The organism is bacterium, from assembly GCA_016708025.1.
Taxonomy (GTDB): Bacteria; Zixibacteria; MSB-5A5; order GN15; family FEB-12; genus FEB-12.
In genome coordinates, this window is the sequence record JADJGQ010000001.1 from 1,204,292 (window position 1) to 1,224,036 (window position 19,745).

The 19,745-nt window shown below is 51.7% G+C and carries 16 protein-coding genes; 9 read left to right on the forward strand and 7 right to left on the reverse strand.

What is annotated here, in order from left to right:
• Positions 1 to 7 precede the first annotated feature (7 nt).
• A complete protein-coding gene (locus IPH75_05310; GenBank protein MBK7141476.1) occupies positions 8 to 1,441 on the reverse strand; it encodes an AAA family ATPase in 1,434 nt (477 codons plus the stop codon).
• A 1,937-nt stretch (positions 1,442 to 3,378) separates the two neighbouring features.
• Here IPH75_05310 and IPH75_05315 point away from each other — a divergent pair.
• From IPH75_05315 to IPH75_05350, 8 genes are all read left to right on the forward strand, one after another.
• The gene (locus IPH75_05315; GenBank protein ID MBK7141477.1) at positions 3,379 to 3,582 is read left to right on the forward strand and encodes a hypothetical protein; all 204 of its coding nucleotides are present in this window, start codon (positions 3,379 to 3,381) and stop codon (positions 3,580 to 3,582) included.
• 505 nt (positions 3,583 to 4,087) lie between these two features.
• Positions 4,088 to 4,486, forward strand: coding sequence for a hypothetical protein (locus IPH75_05320; protein ID MBK7141478.1), 399 nt, complete (start codon positions 4,088 to 4,090; stop codon positions 4,484 to 4,486).
• Positions 4,487 to 4,864: 378 nt separating this feature from the next.
• Positions 4,865 to 5,341 (forward strand): tyrosine-type recombinase/integrase, encoded by a 477-nt coding sequence (locus tag IPH75_05325; GenBank protein MBK7141479.1) that lies wholly within the window; start codon positions 4,865 to 4,867, stop codon positions 5,339 to 5,341.
• Positions 5,342 to 5,605: 264 nt separating this feature from the next.
• On the forward strand, positions 5,606 to 6,271 hold the full coding sequence (locus tag IPH75_05330; protein MBK7141480.1) for a site-specific integrase: 666 nt from the start codon (positions 5,606 to 5,608) through the stop codon (positions 6,269 to 6,271).
• Positions 6,217 to 6,567 (forward strand): tyrosine-type recombinase/integrase, encoded by a 351-nt coding sequence (locus tag IPH75_05335; GenBank protein ID MBK7141481.1) that lies wholly within the window; start codon positions 6,217 to 6,219, stop codon positions 6,565 to 6,567. Before IPH75_05330 ends, IPH75_05335 begins: the two co-directional genes overlap by 55 nt.
• A gap of 33 nt (positions 6,568 to 6,600) precedes the next feature.
• Positions 6,601 to 7,761 (forward strand): hypothetical protein, encoded by a 1,161-nt coding sequence (locus tag IPH75_05340; GenBank protein MBK7141482.1) that lies wholly within the window; start codon positions 6,601 to 6,603, stop codon positions 7,759 to 7,761.
• Between the two features lie 351 nt (positions 7,762 to 8,112).
• Positions 8,113 to 9,006 carry a hypothetical protein gene (locus IPH75_05345; protein MBK7141483.1) on the forward strand — a complete coding sequence of 298 codons (894 nt, stop codon included), beginning with the start codon at positions 8,113 to 8,115 and terminating at the stop codon, positions 9,004 to 9,006.
• Between the two features lie 23 nt (positions 9,007 to 9,029).
• A complete protein-coding gene (locus tag IPH75_05350) occupies positions 9,030 to 9,443 on the forward strand; it encodes an SEC-C domain-containing protein (GenBank protein ID MBK7141484.1) in 414 nt (137 codons plus the stop codon).
• 8 nt (positions 9,444 to 9,451) lie between these two features.
• Here IPH75_05350 and IPH75_05355 read toward each other — a convergent pair whose 3' ends face one another.
• The 6 genes from IPH75_05355 to IPH75_05380 all read right to left on the reverse strand — a co-directional run bounded on the left by IPH75_05355 (position 9,452) and on the right by IPH75_05380 (position 18,396).
• Positions 9,452 to 9,844 (reverse strand): SEC-C domain-containing protein, encoded by a 393-nt coding sequence (locus IPH75_05355; GenBank protein MBK7141485.1) that lies wholly within the window; start codon positions 9,842 to 9,844, stop codon positions 9,452 to 9,454.
• Between the two features lie 71 nt (positions 9,845 to 9,915).
• Positions 9,916 to 10,341: a hypothetical protein gene (locus IPH75_05360; GenBank protein ID MBK7141486.1), complete on the reverse strand. Its 426-nt coding sequence runs from the start codon at positions 10,339 to 10,341 to the stop codon at positions 9,916 to 9,918.
• The gene (locus IPH75_05365; GenBank protein ID MBK7141487.1) at positions 10,295 to 10,606 is read right to left on the reverse strand and encodes a hypothetical protein; all 312 of its coding nucleotides are present in this window, start codon (positions 10,604 to 10,606) and stop codon (positions 10,295 to 10,297) included. Before IPH75_05365 ends, IPH75_05360 begins: the two co-directional genes overlap by 47 nt.
• Before the next feature lie 466 nt (positions 10,607 to 11,072).
• Positions 11,073 to 15,410, reverse strand: coding sequence for a right-handed parallel beta-helix repeat-containing protein (locus tag IPH75_05370; GenBank protein ID MBK7141488.1), 4,338 nt, complete (start codon positions 15,408 to 15,410; stop codon positions 11,073 to 11,075).
• Positions 15,411 to 15,503: 93 nt separating this feature from the next.
• Positions 15,504 to 16,709, reverse strand: a complete 1,206-nt coding sequence (locus tag IPH75_05375) for a pyridoxal phosphate-dependent aminotransferase (protein ID MBK7141489.1) — start codon at positions 16,707 to 16,709, stop codon at positions 15,504 to 15,506.
• 244 nt (positions 16,710 to 16,953) lie between these two features.
• Positions 16,954 to 18,396, reverse strand: coding sequence for a DNRLRE domain-containing protein (locus IPH75_05380; GenBank protein MBK7141490.1), 1,443 nt, complete (start codon positions 18,394 to 18,396; stop codon positions 16,954 to 16,956).
• A gap of 391 nt (positions 18,397 to 18,787) precedes the next feature.
• Here IPH75_05380 and IPH75_05385 point away from each other — a divergent pair, with 391 nt between their 5' ends.
• A complete protein-coding gene (locus IPH75_05385; GenBank protein ID MBK7141491.1) occupies positions 18,788 to 19,744 on the forward strand; it encodes an aldo/keto reductase in 957 nt (318 codons plus the stop codon).
• Position 19,745 lies beyond the last annotated feature (1 nt).

Consider the following 19,745-nt stretch of genomic DNA (forward strand, 5'->3'; position numbering starts at 1 on the left):
TCCTTTCTCAGCGCGCTTCGGAGTAAAACCGCATTCGCACTGCATCGCGACGGCACTCCACCACTGCCTTCTCGCCGTCCTTTTGTTTGCCAACAATCATGTATGCCAAGGTCGTCAGGTCCTTACCTCCGTTCTTGACCGGATAGGCCCTTAATGCATCCTGGTAATAACTACTTTGTTCACCATAATTGACCTTCAGGAGCTCAATGGGCACAACCGGAAATAGAATCTGACTTGCGTCTTGCTCAAGAGAACCGGATTCGCGTAGCATCCCCATATTTGGAAAGTTCCAGTTATTTGACTCCCAGTCGATCTTTTGCTGGAAGCGATTCCGATTGAGCTGACTGAGAATCACCATGGCCACATCCAGATCCTTTGCAGTCGCGGTTAAGATCCTCGATATTTCAGTTATTTCTTGATGTCGATTGTCTAGTCGGCCGTGCGGGGGAATCTTCTGCACATAGTCAATGACTACTATATCGAGCCCAAATTGTCGTTTGATTCGACGTGCTTCTGAACGAATATCCAGCACCGTCATATTGGGGTCATCATCTATCAAAAAGTTGTCATGGCGTGCCAGTTCGGCGCCATACCGACCAATTTGATCTTTCTCTTCCAGGCTCATTTGACCGCTATAAAGCCGATTCTTAGGGGTCCAGTGAGCGAGGTCAGGCAGTAACAACAGCATCTTTCGCTGGTCAAGGCTTACGAAGTAGATCTTGCGTCCCCAATTGAGATTGAAAAGACAAGTGTCCAGAGCAAAACTTGTCTTCCCCGAAGATGGTTCACCTGCTATGAAAGTTGACTCGCCACGATAGAGGCCCCGGATCACTCGGTTGAGATCCGCAATACGAGTTTCGAATATATCATGCTGGTTGCTTGGGTCGATCTTGAGCAGTTTATCCGCGACGATCGGCGTCAATGCTGACAGCGAAACCAACTTGCTTTTGGCACCAGTCTCTGCAATTGAGAATATCTTCGCTTCAGCAGTATTTAGTTGTTCGCGGGCAGGTTTCGTTGCCTCGAAAGCATCTCGATCTATTTCCCTGGCAGCCTCGGAAAGCTGTCGAAGCGTTGCCTTCTCCCTTACGATCTCAGCATGGGCGACAACGTTTACCGTAGTTGCCACTCCTTCGCACAATTCGACCAGGTAGGATCGCCCTCCAACAGATTCGAGGTCGCCGTTTTGCGTTAACCTCTCTGATACCGTGGTGATGTCTATTGGCTCCGACACCATATAGAGTTGCATGGCCGCGCGAAAGATGCGCCTGTGCCGCTGTGAGTAGAATACCTGTTCGTGCTTCAGGATGGTCAAGACCAGATCGAATGCCTTGTCATCCTTTAGAATTGAGCCAAGCACGGACTGTTCGGCCTCCAGTGACTGTGGCGGAACAAGCTCCGTCTCTTTCGAGCTCCTTCCAGCAATTGGTTTAGTACCCATTTGGACCTGCTGCCGGGCTCGGTTTGTCTCTTAAACCGCCCGTGTTGACGGGCGTTTCTTCTTCGTTCGGCTTAGAATTAGTATTAGTATGAGAATTAGTATTAATATAGGCGGAATGGGATGGCTCCGAGTCAGAGATGGGTATCACTATTTTGTATTTAGCTGCATAGAGTTGCGTGAAGGCATTCGCGAAGTCTCCACCTGTTTCTCTATGAAATATTCCTGAGTGATGCCACTTTGCCACCAACTTGACTACGTTTTGCATCTGGTTTGAAGTATAGTTGCCCTTAAAAAGCCTGTGATATGACCCCGATTTCCACCAGATATGTGTCCAGTCGTCTGATGGAAGGCACTTCCCGATGATCGCAAATCGGAGGAGCGACTTCTTGACCTTGGCCGGACTCGTGCGGCAACTGGAAGCTACGTATCTCAACCTGATCGGGCAGATCCCAGCATTATCCATGTGCGTTATGAGGTAAATGACAATCAGCAACTCAGCGGCGTCCTTATATTCAGGCTCTTCGAAAATTGACTGAGATATCCCTTGGTAGCTAGACACGGGAGCCTCACAATCTGACAAGCGCAACTGCCCATTTGCAGTGCTTTTCAATGGTGTTTGGGTCGAGGTCGCCTCGCTCCTCAACCTTCCTCTTTATTCGGCCGTATTCGGTCGATCGGGCCGACTCGCCCGTCGGATATGCGCAGAAGCCCGCGGTTGCAAGCTGCTCGAAGAATTGTTCCTTTGTCATACTACTGGTCAATGCCGGCTGCTCCTCTTTCTTCCGTTCCCAGGATCTGCCTTATTCGGTCCTCTGCTATTTTGTCAGCCAGCCAGTCGATGAAATTCCCCATTTCTGCGGGAACCTCTTCAGACTGTTTCTGCGGCTTTGCTTGCACCAGAACCAACTCGCTTTCAAACAACAGAAGGCCCTCTGCTCCGGCCTGGCAAGGGTAGAAGAGTCAAAGGGCCAACTGCGATGCCCAACGGGCGATGTTTCGTGAACTGCCTTGCCAGCGCGTCGTTATTGCATTAAATCAAGCGACTCATGCAATTTTGTCAGGGGTGCGAAGAGTGGGAATTTCTCGGGAATGGGGTTGAGTGGAATTTGCCCATGGGGGGGGGACAATTATGGCGAACAGTGACTGACAAAGGTAGACCCACGTAATTACCTCAAAAAGTGACATATCATTGTTGCCTTTGTCCGCTAAATTGTGCCGAAAAGTATAATACTGCCGTGTGACTATCAAAGTTGCCATTCTGTCGGATTTCACTTTATAGCAGCCCTTAGGGGGTTCTTTCGTCATATGCGCCAAACAGTGAAATCCATATCTTTGGAAAGATTCTCGTGCTTCCAAATCCGCTACGCGTATTGACCTGAATTGACTGAATTGCAGTCGATTATGAGCACCCGACACGTGAATTGGCGCCAAAATGCATGTCTTGACGCGTCGAGTGCTGCTATTCGACTGCTACGCTCACACTTAGATGGTGCAGATAACGCCTGAAAATGCGAATTGTCGCGACAACGCCAACATCCACCAAGGGTGCATGCTCACTAACATGTGGTGAAGAGTCTTCGATCGGGTGTGGAGATCGGGTCAGTTCGGCGAAATCAGGGATTGCAGCGTATTCGCTGGCATTATCCATCTGCCAACGCCAGATTTTGGCATGAGAGGGCGGACACGTGAACTTGTTTCCCACGCATTGAAAGTATTCCTACTTAGCGGCGCCGGGATCCTTCTCTATGTCGCGATCGAGTGGGTGCGACACCTGCTTGGCTTCAAGCCATTCTGATCACGTCCATCGTCCGAGTTTGACGTGATGGGGAGACTTGGGGCTGTTGGCGACCCGGCTCCTCGCGAGCTGAAGGGGAGCGGAGACGCGATAGATCAGTTGATGGTCCTATTCATGCCAGCCAAAACGAAGGAGGCGGATCGTGAACAAAATATTGGAACCACTCAAAGTAGTCTTTCTCGTTGTGATCGCGGCTCTGCTGCTCACTGACATCATGCTACGATGGAACGAGCAATCGTATTCAATGGGCACCGTGACCGGTAAAGAAGGAATAATCATCTTGAACGGTAGAACCGGCGAGGCAAAAGCTGTACAGTGTGGGCGGGGATCTCCTCAATACGTTTAATTCTGCTGAATGAGAAGGGGGCCAGCCGCGAGGATAATTTTTTTCTGAGATTCCGACACCAATCAACCTCCCCGGGGGAGCTATGGGGGTGACTCGTTTTCAATAGGATGGCTGTCGCCCCAACAACTCAATGAAAATCCCCTCTCTTACTCTGAGTACTCAGGACTCTCGAAACAGCCGAGCAAAGGCTATCACTGCATCCGCAATACCGTCGCTATCCTGCATGCGTGACCTTCGGTCGTGGAGAAAGCCTTCGATCGCGCGCTGGCACTAAATATGTCGTCTCGAAATCTTTCTCTCGCGATTCAAGATTCGACTACCCTTCGAAGTTATGACATAGACCACCGACTTTCTGAGTCAAACTAAATTTTACATTGACAGATTGTCGGTTCGAGTCTATCATAGCAACATCCCAAGCAAAATGTCCCAAACATTGGCCCAAGGGGAACTCACTTAATTCAATTTCAAACTCCGCTTGATGATCGGCGGGGAAAGTGAGTTCTCTATGAAACCTGAACTTTCGCTCAGGCAAGCTATCAGCTCCACATCCATCGATTCGGCGTTGCTCGTTCGGTTCGAGCGACACTACGCAATGAAGCGTGTGAGCGCCAGGGCAATCGCGGACTGCTCCAAGCATCTGGAAGGTCTACTAACTTACTTGCATGCTCGGAGTCTCAGGATTTCTACTTTAGCTATTGGTGACTTGACAGAGCATATTATTGATCTCGAATACCAGGGGGTCCCAACCCCTTTGATTAATATCAAACTGCTCGTCTACGGTCTCTTCTTCCAGTATCTGTACGAAAACGGATATATAGCGACTAACCCGGCAGCGGCCCTTCGTCTGCTCGATGCTGAATCCGGCCCAAACTTTATTCGGGAGGTCGTCTATGTCCAAGACTAAACCTGTCGCCAATGCAGAATCCGCTCATACTGACGAGCGACTACTTCAGGAATTCTACCTGAACTGTCAGGTAAAAGACTTGAGCAAAGCTACGCTAAAATGCTACCGGGACAGACTTGAGTTTCTGTCGAAAGTTGCGAAACAGTCAAACAAAAAGCATGCTGGAATTGACCAGAGCGACTTGAGAGTTACCTACTCTCGATTGTTGGCACCGTCTCTGCATCAACCGTTAATGGTCGAATCCGCGTCTTCCGTGTGTTTTATAATTGGCTCGAAGACGAGGACTATCGAGGTATTAATCCTGTTAAAAAGATCAAGTTTGTTCGTGGAGAAAAGCGGTTAATCAAGGTGCTTCGGCCCGACGAGGTTGCTCGCCTCTTGAAAGTTTTCAACAAGTCCTTTGTGGGGAAACGCAACTACCTATTGGTTGTGCTTGCATTTGACGCTTGGCTTCGCCTGGGCGAACTGCTTCGACTATCACTCTCGGACATTGATATCGAGCATCGAATGATCTACATCCGAAAGGCGAAAAGTCGTAAGCCTCGCGTTGCACCAATCGGACCTTGGACCGCAAAGCTCCTGCTGTCATATATCGAGCGGTACCGGAAGGGATTGCCAGGAGATCTGCTCTTTTGTAAAGGTCGCGGACAGGCGCTCAATCCGCAGGCTATTCGGTCTATGCTTCGTCGAGCGGGCAAAAAGCAGGTTTCGATTTGGAGGAACGATCAATCTACCCCATTTGATGCGACACTCAGGAACTACCGAATATTTTCGACAAGACGGCCAGGGGCGCTTCGCCACCGCGATTCTTGGCCATGCGAGCGAAGCTACCGGCAGGCTATGCTCATCTCGTAGCGTCTGACCTGGTAGAAGCACATGGTCGCCGTAGTCCGGCAAGTGCGGTCCAGCCCTTGGTTGAGAAGTTCTGAAGTCGCTCGCACCAATCGGGTTGTATGCAAACACTTGCGCACTCACGACGTCGCTAAGCGGTTGCAGCAGTGGTGCCGATGTTAGATTGGAGCATGATATGTCCGTAAATGCCGCATTGCGGACATATTATTGCTTGACGTCAACACGCACCACCTGCAAATTGCGGTAGGCATACTTGAAAGGGCAACTATGGACGACATTACAACACCAATTTCCACAGATTCGCTAACAGTCTCTCTCAGGCTTGATCATCTGGCGAGCCGGTTCCTGGCTGACCAAGATGTCTCTGCCTCGTCTCGCGGAACCTACGGAAAGGGCTTACAGCGCTTCCTGGAGCACGCACGCGCGCTGGGGCAGTTTGCACCGGCTCGCGAAGAGGTACTCGCCTACAAGCGATCGCTGGAGGCTGAAGGGCTGTCCGCGTTGACAATCTCGAACTATCTTGTAGCAGTGCGAAAGTTCTTTGAGTGGCTGGAAGCGTCGAAGATCTATCCAAACGTCGCTCGCGGAATCAAGGGCTCGAAACGGGTCAAGGGCTTTCGCAAGGATTGCCTCACCATTGGCCAAGTGTGCGATCTCTTCCAATCTTTGGACCGCTCAGACTTGTCCGGGAAACGGGACTATGCCCTACTTAACCTGCTCGTTACGACAGGCCTCCGGACTGTTGAGGTGACCCGAGCCGATATCGGGGACATCCGCCAGGAAGGTGGCGAAGCGGTACTTTGGATCCAGGGAAAAGGGCATGCGGCAAAGGATGATTTTGTCCTGGTGCCATTCGAGACTCTGCGACCAATTCGGGAATACCTTTCGGCTCGAGGCGCACTGAGGACGATGAACCACTCTTCGCGTCTGTGAGTTATCGAAACAGTCGTCAACGCCTGTCGACGAGATCGATCAGACGCATTGTGAAGGTGGCTCTTCGGCAGTGTGGACTTGACAGCGCTCGTTTGTCGGCGCACAGCCTGAGGCATACAGCAGTCACTCTTTCGCTACAGGGTGGTGCATCGCCGCAGGAGGCACAGGCGATGGCCAGGCATTCAAGTATTGAAACGACCATGATTTACGCCCACAATATTGACAGAATAGCTCACGCACCGGAGCGGCGTATCGCCGCCCTCCTGAAAGGACACGGTGTCGGAAAAGCAAAGTGAGCTGTAAACCATAAATCAAGCGATTCAAGTATTATGGCCAGGCAAGACCAAAACAATAAGATCAGTCGAGCAGCATTCGAATCACTCGATCAGGAAACGAAGATTGCCGCGGTGGGCGGATCGGCGGTGAGCGATGGCAAAGTTATACCCGAATTTGAACAGGCCCTCAGACTTGCACCCAAATCGGACGTTCTCAGACACTTCGCTATTTCCCATATAGACCCTCAAGTTGAGAGCGCGGCGCTGTACATCGCCAACGACTTCAATACCTTCTATAGTGTCTCAGACTGGAAAGAAGCGCTGACTGACTTCGCTCAACACCTCGAAAAGCAGATGCAGGCGCACATATCGACTGGACATTCAGAGCAAGCTTTCAGTGGTTCCTGGATTTCGAGCTATATTGATACTTTGTATCCGCTGAAATGGCGCCAACAGCCAATCGGCGCGCGGGAACTTTGCTGGCGACGCATGGCTGAAGTGGCCGGCAAGCAGTTCGAGGCACCCTGTTCGTACGATGAAGCCGATACCTTCGAATGGCTCTCCACTATTCAAATTGAGTTTCTCAGCAATCCGGACCTGAGAAAGCGCATATTCGAAACGAAATCGGTTGTTGTAAAGGTGCTACGATCACTGCTACTAAGCGTCGAAAGTGCTCAACCGATTGACCAACGGCGCCTGGAGCGGACTATCGAAGAAGTGGCTGTGGCGGTTCGTGAGCGCCTGGATAAAGCTGAACTGGAGCAGCTTAAAAATATTGACCTCAAATATCATGACAAGATGTGCGTGACGCTGCCGAACTACCCCCTCGCCCCGGGTTACCCATGTCCAGGCGGTATCGGCGATCTTATGACCATGACATCCCTGGTGCTCTGTGAGGCTACGAATCGCTACTATCCTGAGCTGCGCGCCGCATTGTCGCGCTGGGAAGCTGAGCCGCCGCGTGTCGGTGTCGATGGTCGTGACTTTTTGCTGACCTGGTATGAGTGTCAGCCTGACTCGAACACCAGCCATTCCTGGACTCTCCTCCTACAGCAGATTGGGAAAGCGAAGAGCCTTGCTGAAGTAACCCAAAGCGAGTTGTGCGAAAAGCTCCATAGTCGACTTCGTTCAATTAATGTTGCTACAGTAGCTACAATAGTTGACTCGACTACTTCCAGAGAGGCACCTGAGAGAGTATCTTCTTCCCGACGCTGACTATCGGATCATTCGCTGGAGAAAGTCTGCGAAGAGCAGTTGGATGAACCATACCAATACGAAGCGTGGTGCTAAGGCATTTCGCCGTGCGTGGGAACGGTACTTGGAAGGACAATTCGAGTTCACGGATGATGATCTATTGAGAGCAGCAAACGAATTGAGCTACACAGACCCGGCACCGGGAGGTGACATAAAGGATCTTGTCCAGCGGGGGCTAATGCCGATGCTACGCAGGGGTCGCGGCCGCGGGCTTTGGCGGTTCGATATCCCGGACCCAGACACGAAAATTTGAGCTTTCCCATAGGTTTTCATTTTGAGTTTGTCACCCATGCTACAGCTACATGAACGTTTATGAATAGTCATCCTAATTCGTTTGAATCGAGCACTTTAGAACCTCGGCGATTTGAATTCAAGGGAAAGCGCGCAGAGAGTGTTGTAAATGAACTGGCGTTCCGCTCGTTCCTGAGCGAATGGTGCTTCCCGAATCCCAGGTGGGAGGACGGAAAGGAGATTTGCGATCTTCTGGTCGCATTTGATCGTATCCTGATAATTTTCCAGGTCAAAGTCATTGCTCATTCTGGGAAGGACCAACGATACCGACGTGAGGCTATCGAGAAGCCCACACAGCAGGTTCTTGGTGCTGAACGCCTCATGCGCAAAAAGGGAAGAACCCCACCCTTGACAGCGGCCTCGGGAGCAAAAGAGGCAATTGAGATCTCCGCTTTCGACCGAATCTATCTCGTTGTAGTTACCTTGGGAGATGGAAACGTTGGACTTCCAACGGTCCAGGTACTCAAGGGAAGAGTTGTGCATACCTTTGATCGCAGTTTTGCGTTGATTCTAAGTGAGCTTGATACAATCGCGGACTTTGTGCGCTACCTCGGCGCCAAAGAAGAAATGCTCGGACCGCGAGAGTTAACGATCAGCGGTCGAGAGGAGGACCTGCTCGCCGACTACGTCCAACACGGTAAGTCACTTGCACACTTGACCAATGTTGGCGCGATACAATATCCAGTGGGCTTCGCAGAGGGGCTATTTCAAGACGCGAAGTATCTGTCGAAGAAAGAGGCGGATAATGCAAGTTACCTCTGGGATCATTTCATAGAACTGGGCAAGTCTGACCCAGACCCAATATACAGACATGTGGTTCGAGAACTATCGCGACTCGATCGCGTACAAAGGCGAGCCGTAAGTGCTGCGTTTATTAGCGCCTCCTTGGTAACCAAGAAACTGGAAAAGGCTTAATTCGCTATTGGACCTGCGAACAAATGGATACGGCTTACGTGTTCTACTTTTGCAGTCACGGGTTATCGCGAGATGAGCGCCGAACCGTCTTGGGAGATATGTGTTTTGTCACGCGAGACAAGTTCAGGGACAAACAAAAAGTTATCGGAATCTCTACCTCTGCCGGTTGCCCTAAGTTCCAGCTGTATGAGTTTGTCTATCTGTACGCGGAGAACTGGGGGGAAGACGAGCAGCGGAAGAGCGAGATTCGCGCAAATACAGGGTTAATGCTGGGCGTCAAAGAATTCAGAGGAACGATTCGTGAGTACCCTATACTTCTCAAGCCTGAGCCAGTGCATTTCAAAGGGCCCAACGAAAATGTAAGCACGAAAATCGCAAGAAATGAGCAGTGCCCTTGCGGAAGTGGGAGGAAATATAAGCGTTGTCATGGTCGCTGACCAACACGTCACGCCTTCTCGGATTTCCTGAGGGTAGTGCTTAGCCGGTCGCCGCCATCCATTAAGTCTCTGGAAGGAGACACAGCAAAGGTGAAATGGTAATGCGGGAGCGTCACTCCGGGCAATGACTGACAGCATTCTCCGAAATTCTTACCGGAATTGCATGGACAAAAATCGCCAGGCTCCATCTCTTCAAATGCTGACCGGGGATACCACTTAGTAGTGTTCTTTACATCCCATGCGTGCCATGGTGACTTCAGCCTATCCATCAAATACTCAAGTACCGCGTAATCATATCGATCTCCTCTTTCCGATGGAGTTGCGCCGGACGGGAAACAGACCGAATATTTCTGAAACGGATTGTTCACCAACGCTATGTGGTCAACCTTTACGTCTTGCACAATGCGACCGCACAATTCACCATCGTAGATTTCGCCGGGATAGTGACCACAATGATGCCTGAGTGAGACGATTAGTCCACAGATGTTGCACTTCTTGCTTCCGTATAGCAAGGCTGGACTAAAGAAGAATCGATATGGGAAAATGGATTGGTAAGCTCTAGTCCGATTCCTATAAATTCCAGATAGTACTTGTCAGGCGAAAGAGCGAGATGGCGTGAAAGAAATATTAGCTTTATTTCAATTTGTTCGAGATCACACCATGCGCTATAGAACTCGGCTGAGCTCAAGCTACGAAAAGTCTGTACATACAGCAATTGAATGTCTAATATCTGTTGATAACACCAGATTTCTTTGGCAATGCCTTGCCTCCCAGCGGCAACCGCATGAGACTTCTCGCGTGCCAGCACATTGCGAATAGTTTCGACTGTGGATGGCCTTGATCGGCGCTTTCTAACATTGCGAAGAAATGTCAGGATGCACTTGAGCGTCATCGCCATTATCTATACCTTTGGCCGCTTCAATGACCTTGTCTAGGTGTTCGATTGGTCCATTATAGACAATTTGCCGTGATGCCCCGTCTTCGAAAACAACGATGACTTTCAACTTGATCCTTTGTCCTGACTCTTTGTCGGGACGTCGAACTTGAATGTAATTAACCAAGACACTGACCAATATCGGCAGGGCTATATCACGGACTACTATGTCTGCCAATATCCACCAGTCAAAGTGCAATGCGAGTTCGTGATAGTCTTTCTCAGACACGCAAAAATCTACGTGATGTCCACTGGGAAGATTGTCCCTCAAATATAGGAATAGCGATTCTGTGTCTTCTGGAAACGCGAGTGGTACCTGATCTGAATAGTTCTCCAATGGCACGAGTAGCACTGAAGCCCGAAGAAGATCCGGTCGAAGTGTTGCATCCACATACGGACGATTGACCCAAGAATGAAAGTTCTCCTTGCATGGAGCAACATTTATGCTGTAGTCTGACTCAGCTGCCAAATCGCTGAACTCCTTTCTTGAACGAGACAGGATGACGAAGAAGACCTCTGCAAATAGGATAGCGATGCATGACATGTGCGTAAAGAAGAAATTGCTCTGCCAAATCGAATTGTGATAAAGCGTGTAGGTGATTGATAGATAAGGCGTTCAGGCGGCACGTAAGGTAGACACCAATTCGAGTCGAGACACTCCAATAGAAGGAAAACTGGCCCCCCGGTATTTGATCTCAACGCTTTCTCAACATCCCTCTATTCATGACTGGTTCTTTAAGTTCACCTTTGGTGCTGCCCGCTTTCAGGTCAGTGACCGGCACTACTGAAGAAGAATTCGTTTTGTGTCCGCTAGCCGCGGTACACGGGAGTCCGAACTCCGCGGGCACGCCGGTGAGATAGTTAATGAGTCTTGACAAGTCAGAAATATCAATGTGACAATCGCCTGACAGGTCAGCTGCCTGCGGAGAGTCCAGGACATTCGATCGACGGATCATGTATGCGATCAGAGCGGAGAGGTCAAGAAGATCGATCTTTCGGGATAGATCAATATCGCCTTGTCGCCAAGTCCAGAAGCTTCCAACTGGCGACCAAAGAGTATCCCCCGCATTATTGGTCGCTTTGACGCGCCACCAATAGCGGGTATTGACCGCCAGAGGTTCAGTCAAAGTGAACGTGGTGTCAGTCAAAGTATCCCTGACGAGCCAAGGACTTAGAAGAGAATCATGACACACTTCCAACCTATATGTGGAAACCGTTCTAGGGTCAGGATCTTCGGCGGTCGACCAGACAAGTTTTGGGCATAAGGACGGAATAGCGTTGGATTCCAGAAGTGATGGAGAGAGAAGCATGAGGTAGATCATTGGTTCCTGGACGGAATTGAGCCAGAACGGCGAAGGAGTTGCCCAAGGTGAGTACTCAAATCCATCCCAAGCCCGAATTGACCACCAGTAAGCACCATTCTCAGTGAGCGATGCGTATGAATTCCATCTGACGGTACCGCTCTCCTGTTCATGAATCCCCGTCGTACTGTCATACCCGTGCTGCATAGAACTATCGTGCGCGACATAGAAGTCAAAGGTCAGGGGATCGCTTTCCGCATCGCCATTAGATGATGCGGCGAAGTGTGCCAGATAGTCGTTGATCACTTGAACCACTGGCGAGACAGGCGTCGGAATATTGGGGAGTGAGTTCACGCGAAAAGCAAACTGCCTCCACTCCGACCATTCTGAGCCGACAGCCACCTTCAGACGAACCCAATACTGTTTCCCTCGCTCCAGAGTGGCTCCCTGGTAACTTATGGAAGTATCGGCGCTTTGCGTTGGCCCGGAATCCCACAATTCTGCGCTTGACCAGTCAGAGTCAGTGCCAAGCATGATATGAAACGCAGTTTGGGGCGCCAATCCGGCAGCAACGGGGAGCCACACGAATTTTGGTGTGACGGTGCGAACATGGGCAAGTTCTTCGTGCTCTATAAGGAAAACGCGCACATGCACACCAGATTGCACGAGATAAGGATAAACGCCAATATCGTTTCTGGAATGGTCGAGGTCATTATAGCGTGTGTCGGGATCGCCGGCATCAATACATGGCGAAGAACCATCGAGGTGATAATCCCCACTCAACGGATCAGCAAAGACAGGATCAGCCAACAAGTTGGTGCCATCCAGTGCGGGGGGGCTAAAGACTGGGTCGATATCCTTAACGTTTTTCCAGAAGAGATTGTATCGAATGGTACCGGAGGAACGCAGGATGCCGGTGATTCGCGATCGGGTGAAGATGTTGTTCTCTACCAATCCCGGTCGCGAAAAATTGGCGGCATAGACACCGACGTCATTACTGTCGAAAACATTGTTCAGGATTCGAGCCGTCCCTCTTTCCAGGAAAACACAGCCGAGGCCGGTACAGTCGTAGAAGACATTACGTGTGATGAGTGGGTCGCCGTCATTGCAGGCAATGACGACAGACGAACTCGACACGTGAGCACTCCTGAAGTAATTACCGGTGATTGTCGGGCTGGCATTGGCAAGGATGTATATAAAGGGTCCTGAATGGTTGCCGGTGAGGGTGAACCCAGTCAACACGGCACCCTCCGCTTCGGTCTTGCGAAAGTCAGCCACGGTGTAACTCTGCGAAGCCGGGATTAACGTAGTTACCGAGGGGCCATCGGTTGAAGCGACCACGACGGCTTTGCCATTGTAATTCAGAGCTACACTGTAGCTACCCGGACTAACCAGGACAGAATCACCATCTATGGCGGTGGCCAAAGCGGTTTCGATGGTTAGGACTTCTCCGGGAACCCGGAATTTTCGCGGAAACCGGATATGGAATCCAGATTCCGTCCAGCGGCTCCACTGCACGCCATCAAACAATCGCACTCGAACAAAGCAGACATCACCTTCGAACAGTGAGACTCCTGAGTAGCTGACAATCGAGTCGGAAGACATGATCACGCCAGGTTGCCAGAACTCTGCAACCGTCCAGTCTCGATCGACTCCAACTTCCACCTCATAGGCAACCTGGGTACGGCCGGTCGATGATCTGAACTTCCAGGAGATGCTTGGGTTTGTCGACACCACATATCCATAACTGGCCGGCAATGTCGCCAGATCGAAGAGACGAGACGGATAGTTGGCGTCGAAAGGAACTGCGCCAATGTCGTTTCGAGTTCCATCAGGATCGAAGTAGATCGCCTCTGGATTGCCGGCATTAATGGCCTGAGAAGCGGGTTGGAGTGAAAAGTCAAGCCCGTTGGGATCAACCATCAAAGGATCCACCGAGAGGTTTCCCGTGCCGGGGACTGCGCCTGAGTAATAGTCTGGATGGTTGTTCCACACGAGGTTGTATTGTTGCGTCGCGTAGTTGTTTCCCCATATGCCGTAGTCGGTAGAGTTGATGACCATGTTGTTCATGGCAATGCCAGGGCCGGTGGAGAAAAATCCGCGAGGGTTGTTCGTGAATGTGTTGTTAAGTATGCGGGGTGCCGCAGGAGCGTAGCTGCCAATGCAGGCAAAACCTTTGGTATTATGGCAGAATATATTGTTCCGGATAATGGGCGCTCCGTTACTGATGCGGATGATCATCCCGTCGCCATCGGCTCCCTGAAATCGAGTGAAGATATTATTGCAGATGATGGGGGTCGCGCTGCCGCCAATACCAATGGCGGTGGTCGTTCCCTTTTCAAAGGTAAATCCAGAGATGACCGCGGACGAATCCTCGTCTTGACCAACTGTTATGGTGCACGCTCTGAGGAAGGTGGAGGATGGTCCAAAGGCAGATACCAGGGCCACTCTCTTGCCGCCGAAGTTGACCTGTTCGGTATAGATTCCTGGGAAGACCAGGATCGAATCCAGCTGCTCGGAGGCGCTGATGGCGCTTTGGATCGTTGGGTAGTCAAAGGGTACGCGGATCTGTCGGCCGAGTAAAATAGTGAAGCCTTCTTCGACCCACTCTCCCCAAGCTGTACCATTGGACAGACGAATACGCACGACATACGATTCGCCGTCTTCAAGCGCAGTGCCGCCGTAAAGGATTGAAGTATCGGCGGAAGTGATCTCGCCCGTGCTCCATAGCTCAGCTTCAGTCCAATCCCAATCGGTGCCGACCTCTACCTCAACCGCTGCCTGCAAGTATCCCTCACGGTCGAGAAATTTCCAAGTGAAGGTCGGGGTCAGCGAGCGAATCAGGTCCGAAGAACCACGCGGAGAGATGACGAGAACTGGAAGAGGCAATGCGGGGTAGTTGAGGTTATAGGCACCAATATCACCACGCGACCCATCTGAATCATTGTATCGGGGATCCGGGTCAGCGGCATCTATACATGGTGAAGTCGGCAACAGGCGGTAGTCGCGACCGGGGATGTTCCAATACAGGGGATCAACGGAGAGACTTCCAACGCCAGCTCGTGCACCTGACTCATAATTCGAGTGGTTCTGCCAAGCATTATTGTATTCGAGTGCGGCGAAGCTCCCGGCGATGCCGTATTGGATGGAATTGGTGACAAGATTGTTGCGGCCAACTCCCTGGCCGGTTAAACAGAAGAAACCGCGATTGTTGGCGTCAAAAGTGTTATTGATGATCTGGGCTGAGCCACTGTAGATCCCGACACAGCTAAGCCCCTGGTTGCCATAAAACAAATTGTGCGAGATAAGTGAACTATCAGTCTCGCAGCGAATGGCAACCTCGCCGGAGGTGTATCCGGTAACAATGCACTCGGAGATCTCTGCGTATGCATGAGAGTTGATCAGCACAACGTTGGTGACACTTGCGCCGATGAGGGTGAACCCCCTAATGACCGCGTGCTCCTCACCGTTTATCAGACGTATAAGAGGCCAACCATACGAAGGTTTCAGGATTGTAGAGCGGGCGCCATGGGTCGCCACAAGAATGACACTCTTACCATGGAAATTGATGTTTTCCGTATATGTGCCCGGTCGGACCAGGATCGAGTCGCCATCACTGGAGATATCGATCGCTTGTTGAATGGAGAATAACTGGTCCGGTACGTAGATGGTATTGGCGCTTACTCCAACACTGAGAAGGACGAGCACGAGCAAGACCGATAGTAGATACATGCGGATTCCCCGAGTTGTAATGCGTAGCCGTTAGTCTATGATAACGTTAACGACTTGATTTGTCAACGTGGGAATCGACCAAAACTTCGAGATTCAAGCTTGCTGTCGGGCGGAGTGACGGAGGACTTTCGCCAATCTCTCGGCGCCGACGCGGGTTTGGTCAAGCGTGGTCGCGGAGAATGAGATCCGTACGTGCCCTTCCCTGCCAAATGTCCCACCCGGGATCACGGCAACATCGTTTTCCATGAAGAGCTGAAGCAGGAAATCATCGGAGTCTTTCGTATGCGCCGGAACAAGCGACGATACATTAGGGAAGAAATAAAACGCTCCCTGAGGTTTGACCAGGTTCGGAAAGACAGTCGAGAGTTCATGGAAGAGGATATCCCGACGTTGCTGCAGTTCCGTGCGGAGAGAAGTGAACCAGGCATCGCGATTCGGTTTGTCCGTCAGTGCAACGGCATACGCATCCTGGATCGGCGTTGCGACCCCCGCGGTCTGGCTATAATCGGCTCGCGAAAAGAGGTCACAGATAAATGGATCACGACAAACGACATAACCGGCGCGAAGCCCAGTCGCGGCGTATGACTTGGACATGGTAAAAACGGCAATAGTCTGTTCGTTGTCGAACTCGAGCATGCTGGTGTGGCGGACATTGTCGAAGAGGATCTGATCGTAGGGTTCATCGGAAACTATCACGACGCCATGCTTGCGGCAGAGCTGATCGATGAGTTTCGTTTCTTCGCGAGTGAAGACCTTGCCGGTCGGGTTGTGCGGCGAATTGAAATAGAAGAGGTCCACCTTGCGCAACTCCGACTCGAGGCGGTCAGCATCGAAGGAGATGCCGGTCTCGGTCTCCTCAAGGTCGATAGTATGGAACTCGTTCTCACCATACGGGAAGATGTTGCCGGTCAGACAGGGCCAATAGGGGCTGAAGCCAAGGACTTTCTTGCCACGGAAAAGGCCAAAGGCGAGTTGCAAGCCCTCCTGTCCCCCATGCATGCAGACGATGTTCGACTTATTCAGGGTAACGCCTGACTCAGCATGGTAGGTCTGGACAGAAGCGATGAAATTCGGTTCACCACCGGATTTAGGGTAATTGGTGCGGCCGCGGCCCAGGGAGCTAACCAGAGCATCACGGACATACTGCGGCGTGACGAAGTTGAGATCACCGCGCTGAAACTTGGTGATAGAGCGTCCTTCCCCTTCAAGTCGGCGGACCTCTTCGCTGATGGCGACGATTGAAGAGAGGCCGAGATCGGTGAACGAGGGGTGGAACTTGTGGGCGAACTGACCTGACATGTGTAACTCCCTTACAGTGGCAAAACGATCGCGCTGTGCTGTGCGGTCCGGTATTCGGACGCTGCATCGCGGACAATATAAGTCCATCCTCGCACTGACACAAGCGGACGGGACGAAAATTCGCCTTGGAGTGCTCCCCTTGCGACAAACGTCACAATCAGAGTTACAAAGGCGAATATTTCGGCAAAGAAAAAGCCTGCGATGATTCGCAGGCTTTTTCGCTCAAAATAACATGGAAGCTGGATTAGTAGAGCATTCCCTCGTCGCAATGGCCAGGGCCGATCAAACCGTTGTTGTACATGTCGAGCATGTCTTTCCAACCGTTGACCATACTGCGATCGGCGCGAGACATAGTGGCCCAATCCAGGTAATCGTGGCTGGCCAGGAAGGCATCGGCGGCCGCGATGGTGGCGGCGATAGCGGAACCATCCGCACCATCGGCCATCGACAACTTGGCGCCGAGCATCTGCGCATACAGTTTGGTGATACCGTTTGAGGAGGTACCATAGTAGTCCTGGTTGAGGACGCGGACAGCCTGAAGCGCAGAGGTGACCTGCATGGACTTGGTTCCGCCATCGGTACCGAGCCAGATCGGCAGGTACTGGGTTACTTCGTCAGCCTGCGGGCCAAAGCCAGCATGGGTCTTCCAGTAGCCAATCGTGTGGCTGCAGCCGCCCATTTCGGGCTTATAGATACCGGCATCCCAAGTCAGATCTACTTCACCGGCGTCCAGCGTGGTGCAGATAGTCTGGCCAGTATTGATATCGGCATCAGAATCAAGCGCGTCGTCGCCGCCCTGATCCTGCGACGTGAAGACATAGTCAGCCGGCAGGTTGCTGAACTTGACATAGTAGCCGCCAGCCGGGAGGCTGTCGAACAGATAAAGCCCGTCGCCATCGGTCAGCATTTCGTCGAGAAGCAGACCTTCGCAATTGAACAACTGGACGGTAACGCCAGAGACGCCGGTTTCACCTTCGTCCTGGATGCCATTCATGTTGTCATCATACCAGACATAGTTGCCAAGGGCGCCGAGCTGTTCTTCGATCGTCGGGACCGGGAAGAGCACCAGACCCTGCTTTTCATACGGAGTAGCGGCGACGTTACCAAAGGTGATGATGCGGTTGGTTCCGAAATTCCAGGTAGCATCGCGCTCGTTAATGAAAGTGTCCATATCGATGTAGATAGTGTCGCAGCCCTGGTCGCTGCAAATGACGACAAACGGATGATTGAGATTCTCGGAATCGCTGGAGACGACCTCGGTACGAAGGGAGAGATTGTCCTGGTCGAGCAGGAGGCCGTAATTCATGTGGGTGCCATCGGCCCAGGCAGTGACCAGAGCGGTGACGTCGATCATTTCCCAGCCGACGGCATCGGCGACAAAAGTCGCTTCAACGGCCGGTGAGAATGCGGCGCCAAAGTTGTTCCAGGTGACGGTCATTTCATCCCAGGGGCCGGTGATACGATGGATCCGGACTTCCTGTGAGGAAGGAGAAATGACATAGAGGTGAAGGGTGGCGGACGTAATTCCGCTGACGGCGGTGGCAAGACCGAGTGTCGCGCGCTCGGAGCCATTCGCGGTCTGGCTGTTCAGATCGGAAGAGAGCGGTGAGTTGGGCTCCTGAGAGCAGCCAACAACCACCAGTGCAATCATCGCGACCAGCAGCAGCATTTTGGACAGTTTGAACATGAAGATGTTCCTCCGTTGTGCCGGTCGGTGACCGGCCAGATTCGGGTTTTGATTTGGCTTGAGGACTTGGGTCAGGCCGCGACAGTTTCTGCCGACAGTCTCAAGTGTTAGGATTCACTATTATCCAAGTAATGTGTAGAGAGAGCGGCGACTTGGTCACCGTACTCATCCGCAATATACACGAGAATCGGATTCTGTCAATCACCAAAACATGGATTGTTGCTATCTTCGATTGAATGGCAATCGAATTGCGCAAAATAAGGACAGTTATTCTCTTTTATCCTTATCGGTTGGCGGAGCGAGAGGAGAGCTGTATACTGTCGGAGCGCCGATTCAGGGGAAATGACTGGCGGTATGGTTGTCTTGAGTCATACGAGAAGGAGTAAGAGATATGCCCAATCAATTGCGGCCGTTGGGGCGCTCAGGAATATCTGTCGCCCCGCTGGCGTTTGGCGGCAATGTATTCGGCTGGACGGCGGATGAAGCGACCTCTTATCGATTGCTGGATCAGTTTGTTGATGCCGGTTTTACGCTGATCGACACGGCCGACGTGTATTCCAATTGGTATCCGGGAAATGTCGGCGGCGAGTCAGAGACGATCATCGGGAAGTGGATGAAAGCGCGGAATAACCGGAGCAAGGTAATTGTGGCGACGAAAGTCGGACACCACATGTCTGAGACTGATCGAGGATTGAAGCGGGGCTATATCTTGCAGGCGGTGGAGCGGTCTCTTGCTCGCTTGCAGACGGACTATATAGATATCTATCAGACGCATAAAGATGATCCGGAGACTCCAGTTGAAGAGACTCTGGGGGCGTATGATCTACTGGTTCGTCAGGGAAAAGTGCGCGTGATCGGGGCATCGAATCTCTCGCGCGAGCGGATGGCGGCATCGCTGGAGGCAAGTATGCGGCTCTCTCTCCCCCGCTATGAGACGGTTCAGCCCCGTTACAACATGTATGACAGACTGGATTTCGAGCAGAACCTTCAAGAGTATTGCATCGAGAATAAGCTGGGGGTTATCCCCTACTTTTCTCTGGCGAGTGGTTTCTTGACCGGCAAGTACAAATCCGAAGCCGACCTTTCGACCAGTTCCCGCCAATTGAGAATCAAGGATTATTTGAACGAACGGGGGTACCGAATAGTTGATGCCCTGAGAATGGTGGCGGAAGAAACGGCGACTTCTCCTTCGCAGGTTGCGATCGCCTGGCTCAATTCTCAGCCAGGGATCACTGCGCCGATCGCGAGCGCAACAAACCACCAACAAATGAGTGATCTTCTTGCGGGGGCCCGGCTGGAATTATCAGCCGAGCATCTGGATCTTCTCACTCGAGCCAGCGACTCTTAGG

Excerpts from the sequence above, each read along its gene's own strand:
- IPH75_05380 (MBK7141490.1), bottom strand. The coding sequence starts at position 18,396 with ATGTTCAAACTGTCCAAAATGCTGCTGCTGGTCGCGATGATTGCACTG.
- IPH75_05375 (MBK7141489.1), bottom strand. The coding sequence starts at position 16,709 with ATGTCAGGTCAGTTCGCCCACAAGTTCCACCCCTCGTTCACCGATCTC.
- IPH75_05320 (MBK7141478.1), top strand. The coding sequence starts at position 4,088 with ATGAAACCTGAACTTTCGCTCAGGCAAGCTATCAGCTCCACATCCATC.
- IPH75_05340 (MBK7141482.1), top strand. The coding sequence starts at position 6,601 with ATGGCCAGGCAAGACCAAAACAATAAGATCAGTCGAGCAGCATTCGAA.
- IPH75_05345 (MBK7141483.1), top strand. The coding sequence starts at position 8,113 with ATGAATAGTCATCCTAATTCGTTTGAATCGAGCACTTTAGAACCTCGG.
- IPH75_05385 (MBK7141491.1), top strand. The coding sequence starts at position 18,788 with ATGCCCAATCAATTGCGGCCGTTGGGGCGCTCAGGAATATCTGTCGCC.
- IPH75_05360 (MBK7141486.1), bottom strand. The coding sequence starts at position 10,341 with ATGGCGATGACGCTCAAGTGCATCCTGACATTTCTTCGCAATGTTAGA.
- IPH75_05350 (MBK7141484.1), top strand. The coding sequence starts at position 9,030 with ATGGATACGGCTTACGTGTTCTACTTTTGCAGTCACGGGTTATCGCGA.
- IPH75_05330 (MBK7141480.1), top strand. The coding sequence starts at position 5,606 with ATGGACGACATTACAACACCAATTTCCACAGATTCGCTAACAGTCTCT.
- IPH75_05310 (MBK7141476.1), bottom strand. The coding sequence starts at position 1,441 with ATGGGTACTAAACCAATTGCTGGAAGGAGCTCGAAAGAGACGGAGCTT.
- IPH75_05370 (MBK7141488.1), bottom strand. The coding sequence starts at position 15,410 with ATGTATCTACTATCGGTCTTGCTCGTGCTCGTCCTTCTCAGTGTTGGA.